Origin of the sequence: Paenibacillus sp. tmac-D7 (genome assembly GCF_006519665.1) — a bacterium.
Taxonomy (GTDB): domain Bacteria; phylum Bacillota; class Bacilli; order Paenibacillales; family NBRC-103111; genus Paenibacillus_G; species Paenibacillus_G validus.
Map to the genome: position 1 here is coordinate 20,536 of NZ_VIDW01000010.1, position 20,195 is coordinate 40,730.

A 20,195-nucleotide genomic window follows, 5' to 3' on the forward strand; every position below is an offset into this window, starting at 1 on the left:
AAGGATCTCCTCCTTCTTATTTTTGATACAAATCGTTACGAATCGCTTCTTGGTATACGCTAATTTCAGGAGACTTGGTAATCGATTTTTGCTCGACCAAAAAATCGGCTGTTGCCTTTAATAGCTTAGCGAATTCACCCGGATTGTCCTTGGTTCCCATATATTTGGCATTCGTCTGGTCGGCTGCGTTCAGCACGATAATTTCCTTCATCGCCTTCAGGCTTTCCTCCGGACTAAGACCGAGTTCCTTCGAAAGTGCCTCAGACGCTTCTTTCGGATGATCGATATAATAGTTGCTTGCTTCATCCAATACGGCGATATACCCTCTCACGACTTCCGGGTATTTGCTGACAAAATCTTTACGAACGACGCCGAACTCTCCGGTTAATGCCCCTTTGTCCGCTATCTGCTTCGAGGTAATAATCACCTTGCCGTCGTTTGCAAGCAGTTTGGACTGCACAGGCTGCCATGTGAATCCGCCGACGATATCGCCGCGCTGCCAGGCTGCCAGAAGATCTGGCGCTTGCATATCGATGATCTTCACTTCTTTGGGGTCAACATTCTCTTGCTTAAGCGCAGACAGCAGACTGAAATGAGATGTCGAACCAAAGGTCGTAGCAATCGTTTTGCCTTTCAAATCTTGCAACGATTGGATACCCGAATTATTCTTCACGACCAGCGCTTCGCTCTCGCCGATGACGTCGTGAATATAATAAATTTGATAAGGAAGCCCTTGTGCGATCCCGGATGCGCCCGGCGGTGTTCCGACCAGACCTAAATCAATTCCTCCCGCAGCCATGGCTACATTCACGTCGCGACCGGAGTCGAATTTCAGCCACGAAACTTTAACATCCGGGAATCTCTTTTCCGCTAATCCCAGCGCTTTGGCCAGCAGTTCCCCGTTTGGTGAAACCTGATAGCCGATTTTGATTTCTTTAGGAAGCTCACTGGCTTTGCCAGGGTCTTGTGCTCCAGCAGCTGTCGGCTTGGCTGTGCTTTCCTCAGCTGCGGATGGGGAGTTAGCCGTACCGGCACTACCGCAACCGGATATGACCATCATCAACGTAATTAATAATAAGATAGCGGTATGTATTTGTTTCTTTGACTTATGAATCAACAAGAGACCTCTCTCCTTATCATCTTCATCTTCGTGTGTATCTACTGCCCTTCCGTCCATGGCGATGCCCAACGAATAAGTCTCCGGAGCAAGGCGTCAATAAGGACTGCAATAATCCCCATCATCATAATAGCCGCATAAATAATATCACTTCGTAAAAATTTACTTGCGTCCAACACCATCCAACCGATCCCGGATACAGCCGCAATCATCTCGGCAGCTACCAGTGTGGCATAAGTAACACCAACAGCCGTACGAAGCCCTGTTAATATATCCGGAAGACACGAAGGGAATATGACATACAGGTATATATTCCAGCCGGATGCACCCAACGACTTGGCTCCATGGATTCGATCCATCGGTATGCGCTGACTGCTATAGACCGTCGTAATGAACAGCGGTGCGAATGCGCCCAAGAACAGCAGGATGATTTTGGATGTATCGGTAATGCCAAACCAAAGGACTAGCAGCGAATAATACGCAAGAGGCGGAAGCGGACGATAGAACTCAATAAAGGGGTCGAAAATGGCTCGAAGCCACCTCAATCGGCCGCATAGGATGCCTAACGGCACAGCAGTTATACAGGCAGCTGCCAACGCCAGAAACAAACGTTTCATACTGGCGCCAATGTGTCCTGCCAACGACACTCCTTTATAGCCTTCGCGCGCAATATCGAGAAATGCTGTCCAGACCGCAGCCGGAGACGGAACGAATAGCGGGTTCACCCAACCCTTCGTGCTGGCCAGCAGCCATAAGATAAGAGCGATCAAAACGGACAACGCGGAAATACCGTAATAAATCGTGCTGCTCGCTTTAGAACGTCTCTTTTTTAAGTTTCGCACGGGTACTTCTGCCATCCCATCTGTCTACTCCTTTCCATACACGCTGTGAAAATAACAAAGTATCCATAGATATATAGTTGGTTATACTGCGTGGTGCACCCTGCTCAGATGGGTAGACACCTTTATTCCTCAAGAAGTCAATTTTAATCCAACAATGCCAATGACAATCATGGCGATATACATAGTTTTTCTCAGGCTGTAGCTTTCATTAAAAAAAATCATGCCCACAATCACTGCGCCTACAGACCCTATACCCGTCCATATGGCATAAGCGGTGCCGACCGGAATGGAAGCAAGAGATAATGAAAGTAAAAAGAGACTGCCTCCCAAGGTTGCTATACAGATAAGGGTGGTCTTGTTCAGCCTGAATCCATGCAGCCTCTTCATCAACACGACACTGACAACCTCTAACAAACCGGCGACGATCAAACAAATCCAATCCAATTTTATAATTCCTCCCGATAACGGGTCGTTGTTTGGTTTACAGGGGGTTCTTTGGCTTCCATGCTTTTTAAACCAAGGATGCCGAAAAACATGAACGAAATAAAGCCTATTCTCATCCAATCTGCGGGTTCATTCAAAAACAGCATCCCTGCGATCACAGTCCCCGCTCCGCCTACACCGGTAAAAACCGCATATGCGGTTCCCGCTGGAAGCATCCGGATCGATTTGACATAACATCCATAACTGATGAGGATACATATAATGGTTGCTATGCTTAGGAGCGGATTGGAGAATCCTTGCGACAATTTCAACCCAATGGCCCAGCCAACATCCATGACACCGCCAACTAGCACATAGAACCAAGGCATGCTAGGCGTCCTGCTTTTCGGTCATTTTCATGAGATAAGCGAGGACAGATGATCGCAATTCTTCATCCAGCGGCGCAAATCCGAACAGTTCACAGAAAAATAATCCGTCTCCGGCCAGCCTGGCCACCGTAGCCTGAACAGGATTTGAACACTCGGCAGCCATTCGATTCTGCCAGGTTATATAGCGTTGGCGCATCGGTTCCAGCAGCTCCGGGTTGTTTGCGGCGGCTGCCAAAACGCCCGAACTCATTTCCAGATCATCCTTGCTAATCTCAAATGTTTTAATCAAATAAGCTTGTGCCCACCCATTGTTCAGATTGGTATTACGCACAGCTTCCTCCGTTGTGTCCGAATCGAATCGGTCCAGAAAATCGCTTAAAATAGCCTGAATGAGTAGCTCTTTGGATGGAAAATGGTATAAGAGACCGCCTTTGCTTACGCCAGCTTCTTTGGCGACGGCATCCAATGTAAGCTGCAAAGCTCCTTTTTCCCTCACGAGGCGACAAGCTACTTTCAATATTGCGTCACGTTTTGAGTTTGATGTCATATGATAGCCCCCTGTTGATTACTATACCGTCCGGACGGTTTATTTGTCAATAAAAAATACATATTCCCATCGCATTAGTTGGATATAGAAAAGTGCGTCTACGCTGGTCAAGTAACCCGAACTCTCCTTGTTGCCGACATTTCCCTGCTTAAAATTAAAAAATCCCCATTATACGGGGATCTTAATACGTGAGGGTTCGATTTATTCCCTTTCAACAATCGTTGCTATGCCCTGGCCTCCGCCTATGCACAGCGTAGCAAGACCATACCGGGAGGACCGGCGCTTCATTTCATAAAGCAGTGTAACCAGAATCCGGGCGCCGCTCGCGCCAATGGGATGTCCGATCGCGATCGCACCGCCGTTTACATTTAACTTGCTTCTGTTGAATTTGAGCTCCCGGTCAACGGCAAGAGCCTGTACGGCAAAAGCTTCATTCGCTTCGATCAGGTCTATATCTTCGAGGGAGAGGCCTGCTTTGTGCAGCGCTTTCCGCGTGGCCGGTACGGGACCGAGTCCCATGACACTAGGATCAACCCCTGCGGAAGCGTTGGCTTTTATAACCCCTAGTGGAGGTATTCCGAGCTTTTGCGCCTTTTCCCTGCTCATGATAAGCAGGCACGCAGCCCCGTCATTGATGCCTGAGGCGTTGCCCGCAGTCACGGTTCCATTCTTCATGAAGGACGGTTTTAATTGGCCGAGGTCCTCAGCCGTGACGCCTTTACGGGGAAATTCATCCGTTTCAAAGACAAGGGCGTCGCCTTTTCTTTGCGGAATCCGAACAGGAGCGATTTCATCCTTGAAATTCCCTTGGGCTGTCGCCGTTTCCGCTTTTTGCTGGCTCCAGGCTGCGAATTCATCCTGCGCTTCCCGGGAAATGGCGTATTTCTCGCACAGGTTCTCTGCCGTGATCCCCATGTGATAGTCATGAAACGCGCACCATAATCCGTCGCGAATGAGGCTGTCGACCACCTGCTGGTCCCCCATCCGGAAGCCGCTTCTGGCGTTCTCCAACAAATACGGCGCTCTGCTCATATTTTCCATTCCACCCGCCATAACGGCCTCGGCTTCTCCAGCCCAAATGGCCTGTGCCGCTAAATGCACGGCTTTAAGACCCGAACCACATACCTTATTGATGGTCATCGCCGGAATGGATTCCGGCAGGCCGGCTTTGACCGCAGCCTGACGGGCGGGATTTTGTCCCAATCCGGCCTGGTATACGTTCCCCATTATAATTTCATCCACTTCATGGGCAGCGACTCCTGAACGGTCAAGCGCGCTTTGGATCACAACCGATCCAAGCTCCGTAGCCGGTACAGCGGCTAAGCTCCCGTTAAAACTGCCGATGGCCGTACGAACGGCGCTCACAATAACGGCGTCCCTTCTCGTCATCCCGGTCCCTCCTCTCCTTTACTCCATAAAAAGTCCGCCGTTTACAGGCAGCACTTGAACCGGAATTGTTCATGCAAGAGCACGCTCCACGATTTCCGAAATATCCAGTGTCGCGACCCGCTCTTCCGCTTCTTTCGCTTTGACGCCATCGCTCATCATCGTCAAGCAGTACGGACAGTTGCTTCCGATCGCTGTCGGGTTCACGCGCAGCGCCTGCTCGGTCCGCGCGAGGTTGACGCGTTTGCCCTGCGTTTCCTCCATCCACATCATGCCGCCGCCGGCCCCGCAGCACATCGAATCCTGCCGGTTCCGTTCCATCTCCAGCAGCTCCACACCCGAAATGGACTGAAGGATTTTACGCGGGATCTCATAAATTCCGTTGTACCGGCCGAGGTAACAGGAATCGTGGTAAGCAATGGCTTCATGGACCTGTTTGGTCGGTTTGATTCTCCCTTCTTCCATCCATGTCCAGATCAGCTCCGTATGGTGATAAACTTCCGCTTCCAGCCCAAATTCCGGATACTCATTCTTGAACGTGTTGTACGTATGCGGGCAGATCGTGACAATTTTCTTCACCCCATACTTTTCAAAATTGGCGATATTTTTCTCGCACAACTGCTGGAATAGAAATTCATTGCCCATCCGGCGGGCCGTATCCCCCGAATTGTGCTCCTCATTACCCAGAATGGCGAATGGAATTCCAGCCGCATTCATGATTTTGGCGAAAGACTGCGCCACCTTCTGGGTTCGCTGATCGTAAGAGCCCATGGAGCCGACAAAGAATAAATACTCAAATTCATCCACTTCCTTAACCGTCGGGACGACGATATCCTCCCGTCCTTCACGCCATAGGATCCGCTCTGTCCGGCTGATTCCCCACGGATTGCTCTGCCGCTCGACGTTCTGGAAATAACGGACCGCTTCGGACGGCATACGGCCTTCCGTTAATACGAGATGACGGCGCATATCGATAATCATTTCGACATGCTCATTGGCCACCGGGCACTGATCTTCGCAGTTCCGGCAGGTCGTACAGGCCCACAATTCCTCCTCGGTGATCACCTCTCCGACCAGATTTGCCGCTAGTGAATCCGTCGTCCCCGCCTTCTTGACCAGCGTATCCGCTCCGGGATCTTTGAAGACGAAACCAGGCATCCACGCTGTCCGGGAGGTGATGGCCGCTCCCTTTTCCGTTAAATGATCCCTCATCTTGGTGATGACGTCCATCGGCGACAACGTTTTTCCCGTACCCGAAGCCGGACACATCTGGGTGCAGCGCCCACACTCGACACAGGCATACAGATCCATCAACTGGTTTTGGCGGAACTCTTCGATTTTGCCAACCCCGTATGTTTCCTGCGTTTCATCCTCGAAATTTATAGAAGTCAGCTTTCCTGCCGGTTTCGTATCCCGCAGATAGACGTTCACGGGTGCAAAAATGATATGCGCGTGCTTGGACTGCGGGACATAGACGGCAAACGACAGCAGGGTGAGCAGATGAATCCACCAGAACACATAGAACCCTACGCCCGCCGCAGCCGGACCGATGCCGGCGAACCAACCCGCGATGATCGAAGAAATCGGAGCATAGGGGCTTCCCGTATTCCCGAGCCAAAGATGCTCAAAAGCCAGGCTCATCAAGATCGAGAACATCAAAACCGAGAGGAACATGATGACGAGGCCCGCTTTGAATCCCCTTTTCAACCGCGCCAGTCTTTCTATATAACGGCGGTAAAAGGCATAAAGCGCAGCAAGAAGGACGAGTAACGTAGTGACTTCCTGGAGAACGCTGAAATAGGGATGAAATTCCCCGATCGGATATTCAAAGCCTTTGATAAATCCTTTGATCATGAGCTCGATAGCCCCGAACTGAAGGATGATAAAGCCGTAAAACAGGATAAAGTGCATGACGCCGCTTTTGGCGTCCTTGAAAAGTTTTCGCTGCCCGAATACATGAACGAGAAACTCGTTGATCCGGACCGCGGTATCTTTTCGCAAGTTCGATTTTTTGCCTAGTTGAATGAACATGATGCGGCTGTAGATGACATGAGCGGCAAGGTACAGCGCATATCCGGTTACAGCGAGAAAGGCTATGAAATTTAAAAGTGACAGCATGATCATTCCCCCATCCTCTGCGGGTACCTTACTTGTCGCTGTTTGTTTTTACATCCGGGTCTTCCGTCAGCGGTCAACCCGCCGCATCGTGCAAGGTTTGCTTAAAGGCCTCCGTCAGCATAGGGACAACTTCAAACAGGTCGCCCACGATGCCGTAATCCGCAATCTTGAATATCGGAGCCTCGCGGTCTTTATTGATGGCGACAATCACCTTCGAATTGGACATGCCGGCCAGGTGCTGAATAGCACCGGAAATGCCGCAGGCAATGTATAAGTCCGGGGTTACCACTTTACCCGTCTGGCCGATTTGCAGCGCATAGTTGCAGAATCCCGAATCACATGCCGCCCGGGAGGCGCCCACAGCGGCTCCCAGCACAGCTGCGAGCTCACGGAGCGGTTCGAAGCCTTCCGCGCTCTTCACTCCCCGGCCTCCGGCTACAATGATTTTGGCTTCGCTCAAATCCACGCCGCTCGCCGTTCTGCGAACGATGTCTTTGACCAGCACTTTCAGATCTTTGACGTCCGGACGGAAAACAGCCGCAGCGGTTTGGGCAGGAGCTTCGGAGACGTCAATGTTATTCGGGCGCAGCGTGGCATAGATCGTGCCGCTGCGGAATGACTTGATCTGGAACGCTTTACCGGAATAGACCGCCCTTGTAAAGAAAACGTCTTCTCCCGTCACTTCCATTCCAATGCAATCCGAGATCAATCCGACACCCATACGCGCAGCGAGTCTGGGAGCGATATCTCTGCCTGCCGACGTATGACCCATCAGTATGGCATCGGGACGTATCTCCTGAATGAGTTGAAAGAGTGCCTCGGTGCAGTATTCATTGGTTGGATGGGCCCCTTCACCGGAAATCGCGTAAAGCTGTTCCGCGCCGTACTTGCTTATTTCTTCAGCATACGATTCAGCGTCTGATCCAAAGAGTGCGGCTATCAACGGTCCGCCGTCTGCCAGTCTTCTGCCGGCCGTCAAAGCTTCGAACGTTACATGTCGCAAATGCCCGTCTTTTGTTTCCCCGACTACCAGCACTTTTCTACTCATCATCAATCTCTCCCTATACGACCTTTTCTTTGCTGCGCAGCGAATGTACCAGTTCCTTCACCTGATCCTTCAACTCTCCCTGGAGCATGCGACCGGCCTGCTTCGGGGAAGGCAAATATTGATCGACAACCTGGGTATAGATCTGCAATTCTTCCGGCTTCATGTTCAGATCGGCGACGGTCAGCTGCTGAAGCGGCTTCTTCTTCGCCTTCATGATGCCGGGCAGAGACGGATAACGGGGTTCATTTAATCCCTGCTGGGCGGTCGCCAGCAAAGGAAGGTCGACCTCCACTGCCTCTACGTCACCCTCTACATCACGCTCAATGGCGGCTCGGCTGCCGTCGATGGTTAGTTTCGTAATCGTCGACACGTGGGGAATCCCGAGCCGTTCGGCGACACGTACGGCAACCTGGCCGGCTCCCGAATCAATGGCCATATTTCCGGCAAGAATCAAATCGTAGGATTTCCCGTAGATGGCTTTGGCGATGATGCTGGCAATCGCCGCTTCATCATGCTGGCTTTCCTCGGATATCACGTGTATCGCTTGGTCTGCCCCCATAGCCAGCGCAGTCCTGAGCGCGCTTTCGGCTCTGGACGGTCCCACGGTAAGCACGGTCACTTCACCGCCTAATTCGTCCTTCCAGCGGATCGCTTCCTCCACCGCATATTCGTCATAAGGATTGATCACAAATTCCGCGTCATCCTCTTTGATCTTCTTGTTCTCGATGAAAATTTTTTCTTCCGTGCCTAAGCTCTGTTTCAGCAAAACCAGGATGTCCATCCTTCACTCCTCCTCCGCAATCCATCAAGGCAAACGAAAGTTAATAAGACCGCGGCAGACCGAGATCATGCTGCGAGATATAATTCAATATCATTTCTTCAGATACGGGGGCGATTTTGAAAAGTCTGACGTCGCGCCACAACCGTTCAATGTGGTATTCTTTCGCATAGCCATACCCGCCCATTACCTGCATGGCCCGGTCGCAAGCATGGAAGGCTGCTTCGGCGGCGATTAATTTGGCCATGTTCGCTTCGGTGCCGTTCGGTTTCTTCTGATCATAGAGCCATGCGGCTTTATAATTCATCAGCTGCGCCAGCTCCAGTTCGGCCCGAATTTTCGCAAGCGGGAATTGGATGCCTTGATAAGCGCCGATCGGGGTGTTGTTAAACACCACCCGTTCTTTCGCGTAATTCACCGCGAGCTGCAGAGCGAGCTGCCCCGTCCCAATGAGCCCGGCTGTCGTCACAATCCGTTCTGCGTTAAGCGTATCCACAAGGTATGACCAGCCTTTGCCTTCTTCTCCGATCAGGTTGTCTTTATGCACTCTCAAATTTTCGATAAATACCGTATCGGACCGCACACAGCGGGTCCCCACTTTCTCAATAGGCTGAAGTGTAATGGCGGGGTCCTTGGTATCCACCAGGAAGAGGCTGATTCCTTCGGTTTTTTTCTGCACTTCGCTGCGCTTTGTCGTTCGGGCGACGATCAGCATTTTATCAGCCACATCGGCACCGGATATCCAAATTTTTTGACCGTTGATCACGTAATGATCTTCTTCTTTCCTGGCAATCGTCGTGATCTCAAGCGAGTTGCTGCCTGCGTTCGGCTCCGTCAGCGCCATGCAGAAATTAAGCTGTCCGGCGGACATCTTCGTCAGATACTGTTCCTTTTGCGCTTCGCTGCCGTGAAGATCGATCGTCACTCCGCCGAAAACGGGAGTGAGCATAAACAGCTGTGCTACCGTGGACCCGGCCCCCCCTTTAGCCAGCTCCTCGATCACCATGGTCATTTCCATCATCCCAAGTCCGACGCCGCCGAATTTCTCCGGAACGGCCACACCGATATAACCGTTTTTGCCGAGCTCGCTCCATAATTCAGAGACGAATTCGTGCTTGTCGTCCTTTTCCCGCCAATAGTCCAGCCCGAAATCTTCAGCAATTTGTCGAACGCCGTCCCGCATCATTTTTTGTTCGTCGGTTATTTCAAAATTCATTCAGATTCATCCTCCTTCTATTCCCTCAATAGTCTTTTCAGCACTTTACCGGACGGATTCCGCGGAAGTTTATCTATGAATTCCACTTCTTTCGGCACTTTGAATTTAGCCAGTCTGGACATACAATGCTCTTGAATTTCTTCTGCGGTCAGGGTTGCCCCCGGCTTCACGACGACGAACGCCTTCGGCACTTCTCCCCACCTGTCGTTCGGTACCCCGATTACAGAAGCTTCAAGTACTGTCGGAAGTTCATAAAGAACGCGTTCCACCTCCAGCGATGCGATATTTTCTCCGCCGCTGATGATCATATCTTTCTTGCGGTCTACGATAAACAGGAAGCCGTCCGCGTCCAGTCTGCCCATGTCTCCTGTGAAAAACCAGCCGTCTTTAAACGTTTTCCCGGTAGCCTCCGGGTTTTTCCAATATCCTTTTGAGATTTTCGGTCCCCGCAATACGATTTCACCCACCTCGCCCGGCGAAACTTCATGTCCCTGATCATCTACGATTTTCAGATCGAGATGCAGGCAGGGCCGCCCGACCGAGCCGAGCTTCTCAAACGTCATGCTGCTCGGCATGAAGGTGTCCCCCGACACCGTTTCGGTTAATCCGTACGCGTCGCAAAACCAGGCGTTTTTAAACAACTGCTGGATTTTTTGGATGAGCGGCTCCGGCATTCGTTCCCCGCCCGCGATAATGTAACGGATCGAATCCAGCTGATATTGATCCGTCGTCGGTTCCTGCAGAATCATGTTGACCATGGCGGGAGCCAGCCAGATGTTCGTCGGCTTCTCTCTCTGGATCGTCTCCAGCACTTCGAGCGTGTTGAACTTGTTGACAATGACGATGCTTCCACCGCGATAGAGGGTGCCGGTTGCCGTCAAGTCGAGCGCTCCGACATGATACAATGGCCCGGAGATTAACGTTTTGTCGTCCGGCGTAATATTGAATTCCCAAATATGGCCGATATTTTTCCAGTACAGATTTCCATAGGTAATCATGACGCCTTTGGGCCGGGAAGTCGTGCCGGACGTATACATCAGGCGGTGCAGGTCGTCCAGTTCGACGTGCGCGTCCTGAACGTCGGCGCCCCGGTTCGTTTCTATCAATTGTTCGTATCGGGTCCAACCGGACGGTTCGTTGGCGGACAGCGTAATATAATGCTGAAGCTGCTGCACATTCCCCCGAATGGAATCCAGCGTTTCATGGAAGGAGTCCTCCGAGAAAATAGCTTTGGCATCGGCATTGTCTGCAATGTATGCGATTTCATCGGCGGCTAAGCGGAAGTTTAGCGGCAGAAAGATCGCTCCGATCCGGTTGGCGGCAAAAATAATTTCAAAAAATTCGGTGTGGTTAAATAAGAGAATCGCAACCACATCGCCCTTCTTTACTCCGAGATCAAGCAGCCCTTGCGCTAAGGCGCTGACTCTCTCCTGAAGCTCGCGGTACGTCATTCTTTGCTGCTTGAAGGTGATGACTTCTTTGTTCGGGTTGTTTAAAGCGCCTCGGGTCACAAGGGATGAAAAATTGTTATTTCCCATATGTTTCATAAATCAACCCTGCCTTTTGCTTATTTGCCTTTATAATGGGGCTTGCGTTTTTCAAGAAAAGAAGCTAGACCCTCTACTCTGTCCTCGGTGCTGAAGTTGACAAGCCATGCTTCCGCTTCCAGAACCAGTGCCTGGTCCAGAGAAATTTCGCTTCCTTGATTAATCGCTTTTTTCGCCTGCATGACGGCAATCGGACTATTGGCTATTATTTTTTCGGCCAGCGTCCGGCAGTAGGGCAACAATTCTTCATGCTTCACGACTTTGTTCACCAATCCGAGCTCCTTGGCTTCTTCGGCGGAAAGACGTTCTCCGGTAAACACCAGTTCTTTGGTGATTCCTTTACCGACGAGCCTTACCAGTCGCTGGGTGCCGCCCCATCCGGGATAAAGGCCGATGCATACTTCCGGCAGCCCTAATTTGGCTTTCTCCGAGGCAATTCGAATGTCGCAGGCCAAAGCGAGTTCCATTCCTCCCCCGAGCGTATAGCCGTTAAGCGCCGCGATGACGACTTTTCGCGAGTCTTCTATTTTCTTCAATACTTCCTGTCCGCGGTACACAAATTTCTCGCCTTCCAGAACACTCATCTGCCGCATCGCAGCAATATCTCCGCCGGCAACAAACGCTTTATCCCCGCCACCGGTAATCATGACCACCCTTGCCTGATCGTCCCGCTCCAGCATCGTGAACGCTTGATCCAGCTCATCCAGAACCGCGTCGTTGATGGCGTTCAATGTTTCCGGGCGGTCCAGGACGATCGTGGCGAGCCCGGAGTTGTTTTCCAACCTGATATATTGAAAAGACTGCATACAAATCTCTCCTTCACGGTTAAGAATGGATGCCGCGTCCCATGCTCGCGAGAATCGCCTCGACCAGCACTTCCGACAGCGTAGGATGCGGGTGAATGGCTAATGCAAATTCCTCTGCGGTTGCCTCCAAATGGACGGCCATCATCGCCTCTCCGATAAGTTCGGATGCGTTCGGGCCGATGATATGGATACCGAGAATTTCGCCGTACCTGGTATCACGCAGTACTTTCACAAATCCAGCGGTTTCCCCGTAAGTCATGGCCCTTCCGTTTGCTTCAAAAGCGTATTTGCCGATCTGATAATCCCGTCCCTGCTCTTTGGCCTGCCGCTCGTTCAAGCCTACGGATGCGATCTCGGGAGACGTGTAAATACAGCGGGTAACCGTGCGGTAGTCCATTCTGGAAGGCCGCCCCATGGCGGCTTCGGCTGCGACGACTCCTTGAGCGGAGGCAACATGGGCCAGGAACTCGATTCCCGTGACGTCCCCAACGGCGTAGATGGATGGGATGCTGGTTCTCATCTGATCATCCACGGCGATTTTTCCGCCTTCCAGCCGGACGCCGAGCTCCCGCATCTGTTCCAGATCCGGCCTTCTTCCTGTCGCCGCAAGAATGGCATCGACCTCAATGGCCTGTGCGCCTTGGGCGGTTTCTACATGTACGACCTTACGGCCGCCATGGATATCGATGCGGGTAACGGTTGCGGAAGTAAGAATTCGCACCTGTTCCTGATGGAGGGATTCCGCGAGAACGCGGGCTAGATCCCGGTCCGTCCCGGGAAGGATTTGATCGGCGCTTTCGATCAGGGTAACTTCTGTGCCCAAAGGGGCATAAATACCGGCAAATTCGCATCCGATCGCTCCGGCGCCTATAATGGCCACGCTTCTCGGCCGTTCTTTGCCGGCAAGCGCTTCGGTGCTGGTCATCGGGCCTGCCTGCTTCAGCCCCGGAATCTCCGGCATGTGCGGCTGGGAACCGCTCGCCACGATGATATGGTTCGCTTCGATCCTATGGCTCTCTCGGTCTTCCGTCCGCACTTCAATGGTATGCGGATCGACGACCCTGCCAAGCCCCTTGAGCAGCTCGATTTTATTCTTGTGCAGCAGTCCCGCGACGCCGTTCTGCAGCTTTCGGACGACCTGATCCTTGTAAGCGATCAAACGGGAGTAATCGACCCGGGGGTTTTCGAAGAAAACGCCGTATTCCGCTGCGGTTTTCGGCATTTTGACGAATTCCGAAGCCCGCAGCAGCGTCTTCGTCGGAATGCAGCCCGTGTTCAGGCAGGTGCCTCCCAAATCGCGTTGCTCGATCAGGGCGACCTTGCCGCCAAGCTGAGCAGCGCGTATAGCGGCGACGTACCCGCCGGGCCCCGCTCCAATCACCGCTACATCGTACTTCTTTCCTTCTCCGGCTGCGCCGGATGCCGCTTGTGAAGCTGAAGACCGTTCCGCCTCCGCAGCTTCCGTCTCCATAATGGCAAGACACTCCCCGGTCGCAACGGTTTCCCCTTCCTGGTGTAGAATAGAGACCATGATTCCGTCGTAAGGGGCGGTGACTTCGACCGTAATTTTGTCCGTGGCGAGCTCCAGAACGACTTGGTCCTTCTCAACCGGATCCCCTTCGGAGACCAGCCACAGTCCAACGGTCGCTTCCGTCATGGTGAGTCCCGCTTTTGGAACGATAATCTCCTTTTTCATCTTCACTGCTCCTACAAAGAGTCCTGAAGAGATTCCGGATTCTCCAGCAACTCTTTTATATTTTTTAAGAACAAAGCCGCAGGTGCGCCATCCATCACCCGATGGTCAAAGGACAGCGACAGGACCATGGTTTTCCCGATGTGAATTTGCCCGTTATGTACGATCAAATCCTCGATCATTCTTCCCACCCCGAGGATAGCGCTTTCAGGAAGATTGATAATCGGGGTGAACGCATCCACTTCATACATGCCCAAGTTGCTGATCGTGAACCGGCCGCCCTGCACTTCATCCCGCCGAAGCTTGCCTTCTTTGGATCGTTTGACCTTATCCTGCAGGTCCTTGGAAATGTCCTGCAGGCGCCTTCGATCGGCATCACTAATGACCGGGACGATTAAGCCTTCCTCTAAAGCGACGGCCACGCCGATATCGCATTGTCGATGCCTGACGATCCCGTCCTGTTCCATGGAGACATTGACACGCGGATGCGCACGTAAACTCTCTGCTGCGATTTTCACCAGAAGATCCGTATAGCTCACCTTCATGCCGTCCTGCATCCATTTGTTTCGAAGCTCTGCAAGCCGGGTCACTTCCGCTTTCACCGTAAGCGTGACGTGGGGAGCCGTCTGCTTGCTGTAGGCCATCCGTTCCGCGATGATTTTACGCATTCCCGTCATCGGAACTGCTCCCATGGGGGGGACGCGCTCTGCAGAAAAACCGGCCGAAGCTGATTCCTCTTTCCGCGGCCGTACATCGGAGCTCCTGATCTTGCCGCTCACACCGGATCCCGCTACCGTGGACAGGACGATGTTTTCCAACTGAGCGATCGCTCTGGCGAGCGGAGTGGCTTGAATCTTCTTGTCCGGCCGAATGCTTGGATCTCTTTCGGCAGGCCCACTAGACATGTTTGCACGCTGCGAACGGTAAACCTGCACATCCTGTTCAATGATTCGGCCGGAAGGCCCGCTTCCTGCCACTTCGGGCAACGGGATGTTCTGCTGTGCTGCAAGAGCTCTCGCACGTGGAGAAGCGAATATCCGCCTGACGCTTGTCATTCCGTCCCCCTCCCTACTTCGCAGCTGCGAACTGTCTGCCCACACAGATTCGCTGAACCGCTTCGATAATATTATTCTCATTCGGCATATAGTAATGCTCGAGCGGTTTGCTGTACGGTACAGGCGAGAACGGAGCGGCGACCCTTTGAATGGGAGCATCCAGGTAGTCGAACGCCTCCTCCTGCACCATCGCGGCCAGCTCGGCTCCGATCCCGCCGATTTTCACCGCTTCGTGAACGATAACGAGCCTTCCCGTTTTCTTCACCGATTCGAGAATCGTTTCCTTATCGAGCGGAGTAACCGTCCGCGGATCAATCAGCTCCACGCTGATTCCCGACTCCTCCAGCACCTGTGCCGCCTGCAGCGCTTTGTTGACCATCTGGCCAAGCGCAATGACGGTCACATCGCGGCCTTCCTTAACTACCTTTGCCTGACCGAGCGGAACGGTGTATTCTTCATCGGGGATCTCTCCCTTCGAGCTGTACAGCATCTTGTGCTCAATGAAAATAACGGGATCATCGTCGCGTATCGCTGCTTTGAGCAGGCCCTTCGCATCGTAAGGGTTCGAGGGCATCACTACTTTCAGTCCGGGAATATGCATAAGCAGCGCTTCCAGGCTTTGCGAATGCTGCGGCCCCGCGTTTGATCCCGCCCCGGCCTGCGTACGAATGACGAGCGGCATTTTCATTTGTCCGCCGGACATAAACCGCATTTTCGCCGTTTGGTTGATAATCATGTCAAAGCAGACACCGATGAAGTCCATAAACATGATTTCGACGACCGGCCGGAGCCCACTGGCGGCGGATCCGATGGCCATGCCGATAATCGCACCTTCACTGATGGGCGTGTCGACAACCCGGGCTTCGCCGAATTCCTCCATCAAGCCGCGCGTCACGCCGAACGATCCGCCTGACGCCGCAATATCCTCTCCGGCCAAAATGATGCTTTCGTCCCTGTGCATTTCCTCTTTCAACGCCAAATTAATGGCCTGGTTGTATCGCAGTACCGCCAAAACTTCCACCTCCCAAGTTAAGAAGCATAAATGTCCTGCAGCGTTTCTTCGCCTTCGGGCAGCGGGCTTTCCATCGAAAACCGCTCCGCTTCATCGATTTCGCGCTCGACCTGATCCTTGATCGCGGCAAGCTCCGTTATATCGACGTCATACTGCTCACGCAGCACTTGTTCCACATGGAGGATCGGATCCTTCTTCCTCCACGCCTCAGCCTCGCCGGCCGGACGGTATTTTTGCGGATCGCCTTCATAGTGGCCGCTCCAACGATTGGTGAAACATTCCACGATGACAGGTCCTCCTCCCTTACGCACCTTGGCCACAATGGCCGACAGCTCTTCAAATACTTCCACCACATTATTTCCATTCATAGCATGGCCTTCGATCCCGTACGCTTTGCTTCGTTCCGCCACGGTTTTCACCGGCAAATGTTTTTCCCGAGGAGTGAATTCCGCATATTGATTGCTCTCGCATACAAAGATTGCGGGCAGCTTCAGAACGGCAGCCAAATTCAACGATTCGTGAAAATAGCCCGTTCCCGTCGCCCCTTCTCCAAAGAAGGCTACGGCAACCTGGCCGGTGCCCTTGGTTTTGGCGGAAAAAGCCGCCCCCACCGCAATCGGCATGCCCGCACCGACGATTCCGTTAGCGCCAAGGATCCCCAAGTTGACGTCGACGACGTGCATGGAACCGCCTTTTCCTTTGCAGTAACCGGTCCGTTTGCCGAATAATTCGGCCATCATCCGTTTGACGTCGGCGCCTTTGGCGATGCAGTGTCCGTGTCCGCGGTGGGTGCTCGTGATGTAATCGTCCTTGTGAAGATTGGCGCAAACACCGGCCGCCACCGCTTCCTGCCCGACATAGAGATGGAGGAATCCGGGAATGTGCCCGCCGGCAAACAGCCCGGAGACTCTCTCTTCGAAATTTCGTATCTTCATCATCGTTTCATAAAGTTCGAGCAGCCGCTCTTTGCTTATCTTCACGTTACCGTCCCCTTTTCGGTTTTACTGAAATAAGCCTTTGGTGATGAGAGTAATAAAGATATCCGACAGCTCCTCGATCGACTTTCCTTTGCCCGGCTTATACCAGGTATGCATAAAGTTGCAGGATCCCAGAACATACAGCACGACGATGTGGCTGTCCTCGACTTTAAAGACGCCTTTGTTCTTGCCTTCTTCCAAGACGCGCACGAAGATGTCTTCGTATTCATCCCGCTTCTCTTGTACGGCCTGCTTTTTGTCGTCGCTTAAATACTTCATACAGTTAAAGAACAGGGTAATGTCGTCCTTGAATTGGTCAATGATCTGCAGGTGCATCTTCAGCAGTTCGATCAGCTTATGCTCAGGCTCAAGTGATTCGGCCTCTACCAGACGCAAACGTCTTAATCCTTCGACAATAAAGCGGTCGTGTAGCAAAAACAGTACGTCGTCCTTGCTCTTTATGTAGTAATATAATCCGCCTTTGGTTAGACCGGCTGTGTCGGCAATATCCTGCATGGAGGTTTCATGATACCCTTTCTTAACAAACAGAGACAACGCGATGTCCAAAATTTCCGTTTTTGTATCGCTTCCCTGCCTGCGGTTCACTGAAGATCCGTCAAACGTCACTTGATTTCACACCTTTACTGTTATTAATTTCTACTCGAACATAGTTTTCCAGCTTGAAACGCAGCTCATCGGTTAGCCGGGTCGTTTTCTCCGCAATTAGATCATAACTCACCAGGACCGCTTCGCCTACTGCCAGCAACTCGTTCGAGTCTTTATCATGGATTTCATGTCCCAATTTGAAGCTGGATCTGCCGATATCCATGACATAGGTGTGGATCTTCAAGCTCTGATTGATGTAGACCTGCTTCTTGTAGTCACAATGCAGCGAAGCAACAAGAAACGGGAACTTCTCGGATGGAAGTACCATGCCGCTGTCCAGCAAAAAATCGACGCGCGCCTGCTCAAAATAAATAAAATAGCTGACATTGTTAATATGGCCAAGTGCATCCGATTCACAATACCGGGTGCGTATTTCTGTAAGATGGACCAACGCCTTCACCTTCCCCCAATGAAACATACCGATCGGTCGGTATTTATTAACCTTATGATAATTATACCGACCGGATGGTATTTTGGCAATACCTGGTTCATTTCTTTGCTGCTTGGAAGGGAGACGCTGAACGTTCAGCGGCAGGACGGATTACTCATCACGATAAATGCCGAGTTCCTTGGCGATCAGCCGGATTTCGCCGCCTGCCGTCATTCCCCCGTCGAGCGTTATTTCCCCTCCGGTCATGTAGGAGGATTCGTCGGAAGCGAGAAAAATAACGGCCTGGGCGACTTCCTCCGGCTCACCCGCCCGTTCGAGGGCGTTCACTTTGTTAAAAGCCTCTACCATTTGCTTGGCCGGTAACGTAAGCGGCGTCCAGATGAAGCCGGGATTAACCGAATTCACCCTGATTCCCCAACCGCCAAATTCCTGCGCAGCGGCCTTGGTCATTCCTCTCACCGCCCATTTACTCGCTGTATAGGGAGCTGCAAAATAACCGGTCACTCCGGCGATCGACGACATATTAATAATCGACCCGCGGCCTGACTTTCGGAGCAGCGGCGCACTATATTTCATCCCAAGAAATACGCCGGTCTGGTTAACGGCAATCACCCGGTTCCAATCGGCCAGAGAGCAGTCGACAAACCGTTCCCTCTTGGTAATTCCCGCGTTGTTGACTAAAATATCCAGTTTCCCAAACCGCTTCTCGATCGAGATTGCCGCCTGGGTCCAATCTTCTTCAAGGGTGACATTCAGTTCAAGCGGAATAACAGTCGTCGCTCCGCCCAGTTCTTCCACCGCCTTCACCGTCTCCTGCAAAGCCGACTGGCTAACATCGGACACGATAACGGCCTGCGCTCCTTCTTTGGCGAACATAACGGCTTCCAGCGCTCCAAGACCTCTCGAAGCACCGGTGATAAGCGCTACTTTCCCTGCCAGTCTTCCCCGCATTCATCTCTCACCTCTTATCATGAATTACACTTCCCTACCATGCGGCTTCGAGAAGAGCTACAATCTCGCCGGTTCCTTGTACAGGTCTGGGACTGCTTGCCACGACCAGATCTCGCATGGCATCTTCCGCAATCGGTTGAAACTGCTCTTTGCGCACCTGGACATCGCGAAGCCTTAGCGGCAGCTCCAAATCAGCCACCAGTTTGACCACCAGCTGCGAAGCCATTGCGGCGGCTTCCTCCACACTCCTGCCGCTTACTTCGCCCCCCATGGCGGCACTGATCAGGGCTTGCTGTTCCAAGGTAAAGGGCAGCGAAAAGCGCATGACATGCGGAAGCATAATGCAGGAAGTGACGCCGTGGGCAACGTTGGCATGGGCTCCTATTTGGTGTCCGATGCCGTGGCTGAGTCCCATCATCACGTTGCTCACGCCAAAGAACGACATCCATGCAGCCATTTGACATTGCAGCTTCGCTTGCAAATCTGCTGGATCTTTTTTACATTTCGGAAGATATTCGCTCAGCAGCCGGATCGATTGGAGCGCGAGTGCCGTAGTGATGGGGTGAGTTTGCTTGGAATAAACGGTTTCAATGGCATGATCCAGCGCTCTCATCCCGGTGGCCGACCACAGCCAGTCCGGCGTGTCCGTGCAGAGCTCCGGATCCATATATACGACTTTCGGCGTCAATTGGTCATCGATGTACAGTTCCTTTACCTTCCTGTGCTCATCTGTAATGCCGATAATGTTGGAAAACTCGGCTGCGGACAAAGTCGTTGGAACGGCGATGTGCGGTATTAATTTTTGCTTGACTTGAGGAATTTCGATTTTATCGGGATACTCGAATTTGACCGAATACGATTGTAATTGCTGCGGCTCATCGAGGCCCTCTCCCAATACTAAAGCGATGGCCTTTGCAGAGTCGATGACCGTGCCGCCACCTAAACTGATTAACAGGTCGATACCCCGGTCCCTCAGCCTGGAAGCGATTTCGAAAATCGACTGGCTTGGCGCGTGCTGTACGGTACCCGAGAGGACAACCTCCAAACGGCTTCCCAACAGCTGTTCCAAGCGTTTGATAACCGGAGAAGCGAACAGGCTGTTACTGGTAAGCAATGCAGCTTTCCTGGCGCCTAAACGATCGATTTCCGCAGGCAAATTTTCAATGACGCCAGCACCATGGAACACTTTCTCAACCGGAATAAACCGGTAGCAGCTTGACATGAACATCACTC

General features: G+C 52.3%; 20 protein-coding genes. All 20 read right to left on the bottom strand.

All coding sequences use genetic code 11. The features are described from left to right. Positions 1–16 precede the first annotated feature (16 nt). The 20 genes from FKP33_RS09325 to FKP33_RS09420 all read right to left on the bottom strand — a co-directional run bounded on the left by FKP33_RS09325 (position 17) and on the right by FKP33_RS09420 (position 20,184). On the bottom strand, positions 17–1,117 hold the full coding sequence (locus FKP33_RS09325) for a taurine ABC transporter substrate-binding protein (RefSeq protein WP_244932913.1): 1,101 nt from the start codon (positions 1,115–1,117) through the stop codon (positions 17–19). Between the two features lie 41 nt (positions 1,118–1,158). Further along, positions 1,159–1,974, bottom strand: a complete 816-nt coding sequence (locus tag FKP33_RS09330) for an ABC transporter permease (protein WP_127606004.1) — start codon at positions 1,972–1,974, stop codon at positions 1,159–1,161. 114 nt (positions 1,975–2,088) lie between these two features. Then, positions 2,089–2,403, bottom strand: coding sequence for a DMT family transporter (locus FKP33_RS09335; RefSeq protein WP_127606002.1), 315 nt, complete (start codon positions 2,401–2,403; stop codon positions 2,089–2,091). A gap of 2 nt (positions 2,404–2,405) precedes the next feature. Continuing rightward, positions 2,406–2,771, bottom strand: coding sequence for a DMT family transporter (locus FKP33_RS09340; RefSeq protein ID WP_127606000.1), 366 nt, complete (start codon positions 2,769–2,771; stop codon positions 2,406–2,408). A gap of 1 nt (position 2,772) precedes the next feature. After that, positions 2,773–3,318: a TetR/AcrR family transcriptional regulator gene (locus FKP33_RS09345; RefSeq protein ID WP_127605998.1), complete on the bottom strand. Its 546-nt coding sequence runs from the start codon at positions 3,316–3,318 to the stop codon at positions 2,773–2,775. Positions 3,319–3,519: 201 nt separating this feature from the next. After that, positions 3,520–4,707 (bottom strand): acetyl-CoA C-acetyltransferase, encoded by a 1,188-nt coding sequence (locus FKP33_RS09350; protein WP_141334676.1) that lies wholly within the window; start codon positions 4,705–4,707, stop codon positions 3,520–3,522. Between the two features lie 69 nt (positions 4,708–4,776). Beyond that, positions 4,777–6,822 (bottom strand): (Fe-S)-binding protein, encoded by a 2,046-nt coding sequence (locus tag FKP33_RS09355; RefSeq protein ID WP_141334678.1) that lies wholly within the window; start codon positions 6,820–6,822, stop codon positions 4,777–4,779. Between the two features lie 73 nt (positions 6,823–6,895). Continuing rightward, the gene (locus tag FKP33_RS09360) at positions 6,896–7,870 is read right to left on the bottom strand and encodes an electron transfer flavoprotein subunit alpha/FixB family protein (RefSeq protein WP_141334801.1); all 975 of its coding nucleotides are present in this window, start codon (positions 7,868–7,870) and stop codon (positions 6,896–6,898) included. 13 nt (positions 7,871–7,883) lie between these two features. Continuing rightward, the gene (locus tag FKP33_RS09365) at positions 7,884–8,651 is read right to left on the bottom strand and encodes an electron transfer flavoprotein subunit beta/FixA family protein (RefSeq protein ID WP_141334680.1); all 768 of its coding nucleotides are present in this window, start codon (positions 8,649–8,651) and stop codon (positions 7,884–7,886) included. 40 nt (positions 8,652–8,691) lie between these two features. Then, complete coding sequence (locus FKP33_RS09370; protein ID WP_127605990.1) at positions 8,692–9,864, bottom strand: acyl-CoA dehydrogenase family protein; 1,173 nt, start codon at positions 9,862–9,864, stop codon at positions 8,692–8,694. A gap of 17 nt (positions 9,865–9,881) precedes the next feature. Then, positions 9,882–11,411, bottom strand: a complete 1,530-nt coding sequence (gene menE, locus FKP33_RS09375; protein ID WP_219996647.1) for an o-succinylbenzoate--CoA ligase — start codon at positions 11,409–11,411, stop codon at positions 9,882–9,884. A gap of 20 nt (positions 11,412–11,431) precedes the next feature. Continuing rightward, on the bottom strand, positions 11,432–12,217 hold the full coding sequence (locus FKP33_RS09380) for an enoyl-CoA hydratase/isomerase family protein (protein WP_141334682.1): 786 nt from the start codon (positions 12,215–12,217) through the stop codon (positions 11,432–11,434). 19 nt (positions 12,218–12,236) lie between these two features. After that, complete coding sequence (gene lpdA / locus FKP33_RS09385; protein WP_141334684.1) at positions 12,237–13,913, bottom strand: dihydrolipoyl dehydrogenase; 1,677 nt, start codon at positions 13,911–13,913, stop codon at positions 12,237–12,239. 11 nt (positions 13,914–13,924) lie between these two features. Beyond that, entirely contained in the window at positions 13,925–14,965 is a 1,041-nt protein-coding gene (locus tag FKP33_RS09390) for a 2-oxo acid dehydrogenase subunit E2 (RefSeq protein ID WP_181410096.1), read from the bottom strand. A 13-nt stretch (positions 14,966–14,978) separates the two neighbouring features. Further along, complete coding sequence (locus FKP33_RS09395) at positions 14,979–15,977, bottom strand: alpha-ketoacid dehydrogenase subunit beta (protein ID WP_141334688.1); 999 nt, start codon at positions 15,975–15,977, stop codon at positions 14,979–14,981. Positions 15,978–15,994: 17 nt separating this feature from the next. Then, complete coding sequence (locus FKP33_RS09400; RefSeq protein ID WP_141334690.1) at positions 15,995–16,957, bottom strand: thiamine pyrophosphate-dependent dehydrogenase E1 component subunit alpha; 963 nt, start codon at positions 16,955–16,957, stop codon at positions 15,995–15,997. Between the two features lie 21 nt (positions 16,958–16,978). Continuing rightward, positions 16,979–17,581: a TetR/AcrR family transcriptional regulator gene (locus FKP33_RS09405; RefSeq protein ID WP_141334692.1), complete on the bottom strand. Its 603-nt coding sequence runs from the start codon at positions 17,579–17,581 to the stop codon at positions 16,979–16,981. Further along, entirely contained in the window at positions 17,571–18,011 is a 441-nt protein-coding gene (locus FKP33_RS09410) for an acyl-CoA thioesterase (protein WP_181410097.1), read from the bottom strand. The genes FKP33_RS09405 and FKP33_RS09410 overlap by 11 nt, the downstream gene beginning before the upstream one ends. Positions 18,012–18,161: 150 nt before the next feature. Beyond that, entirely contained in the window at positions 18,162–18,962 is an 801-nt protein-coding gene (locus FKP33_RS09415) for an SDR family NAD(P)-dependent oxidoreductase (protein ID WP_054798977.1), read from the bottom strand. A gap of 34 nt (positions 18,963–18,996) precedes the next feature. After that, positions 18,997–20,184, bottom strand: coding sequence for an iron-containing alcohol dehydrogenase (locus FKP33_RS09420; RefSeq protein WP_181410098.1), 1,188 nt, complete (start codon positions 20,182–20,184; stop codon positions 18,997–18,999). Between the last annotated feature and the right edge of the window lie 11 nt (positions 20,185–20,195).

Coding starts and splice junctions, on each gene's coding strand:
- FKP33_RS09330 (WP_127606004.1), bottom strand. CDS start 1,974: ATGGCAGAAGTACCCGTGCGAAACTTAAAAAAGAGACGTTCTAAAGCG.
- FKP33_RS09340 (WP_127606000.1), bottom strand. CDS start 2,771: ATGCCTTGGTTCTATGTGCTAGTTGGCGGTGTCATGGATGTTGGCTGG.
- FKP33_RS09345 (WP_127605998.1), bottom strand. CDS start 3,318: ATGACATCAAACTCAAAACGTGACGCAATATTGAAAGTAGCTTGTCGC.
- FKP33_RS09350 (WP_141334676.1), bottom strand. CDS start 4,707: ATGACGAGAAGGGACGCCGTTATTGTGAGCGCCGTTCGTACGGCCATC.
- FKP33_RS09355 (WP_141334678.1), bottom strand. CDS start 6,822: ATGCTGTCACTTTTAAATTTCATAGCCTTTCTCGCTGTAACCGGATAT.
- FKP33_RS09360 (WP_141334801.1), bottom strand. CDS start 7,870: ATGAGTAGAAAAGTGCTGGTAGTCGGGGAAACAAAAGACGGGCATTTG.
- FKP33_RS09365 (WP_141334680.1), bottom strand. CDS start 8,651: ATGGACATCCTGGTTTTGCTGAAACAGAGCTTAGGCACGGAAGAAAAA.
- FKP33_RS09370 (WP_127605990.1), bottom strand. CDS start 9,864: ATGAATTTTGAAATAACCGACGAACAAAAAATGATGCGGGACGGCGTT.
- menE (WP_219996647.1), bottom strand. CDS start 11,411: ATGAAACATATGGGAAATAACAATTTTTCATCCCTTGTGACCCGAGGC.
- FKP33_RS09380 (WP_141334682.1), bottom strand. CDS start 12,217: ATGCAGTCTTTTCAATATATCAGGTTGGAAAACAACTCCGGGCTCGCC.
- lpdA (WP_141334684.1), bottom strand. CDS start 13,913: ATGAAAAAGGAGATTATCGTTCCAAAAGCGGGACTCACCATGACGGAA.
- FKP33_RS09390 (WP_181410096.1), bottom strand. CDS start 14,965: ATGACAAGCGTCAGGCGGATATTCGCTTCTCCACGTGCGAGAGCTCTT.
- FKP33_RS09415 (WP_054798977.1), bottom strand. CDS start 18,962: ATGCGGGGAAGACTGGCAGGGAAAGTAGCGCTTATCACCGGTGCTTCG.
- FKP33_RS09420 (WP_181410098.1), bottom strand. CDS start 20,184: ATGTCAAGCTGCTACCGGTTTATTCCGGTTGAGAAAGTGTTCCATGGT.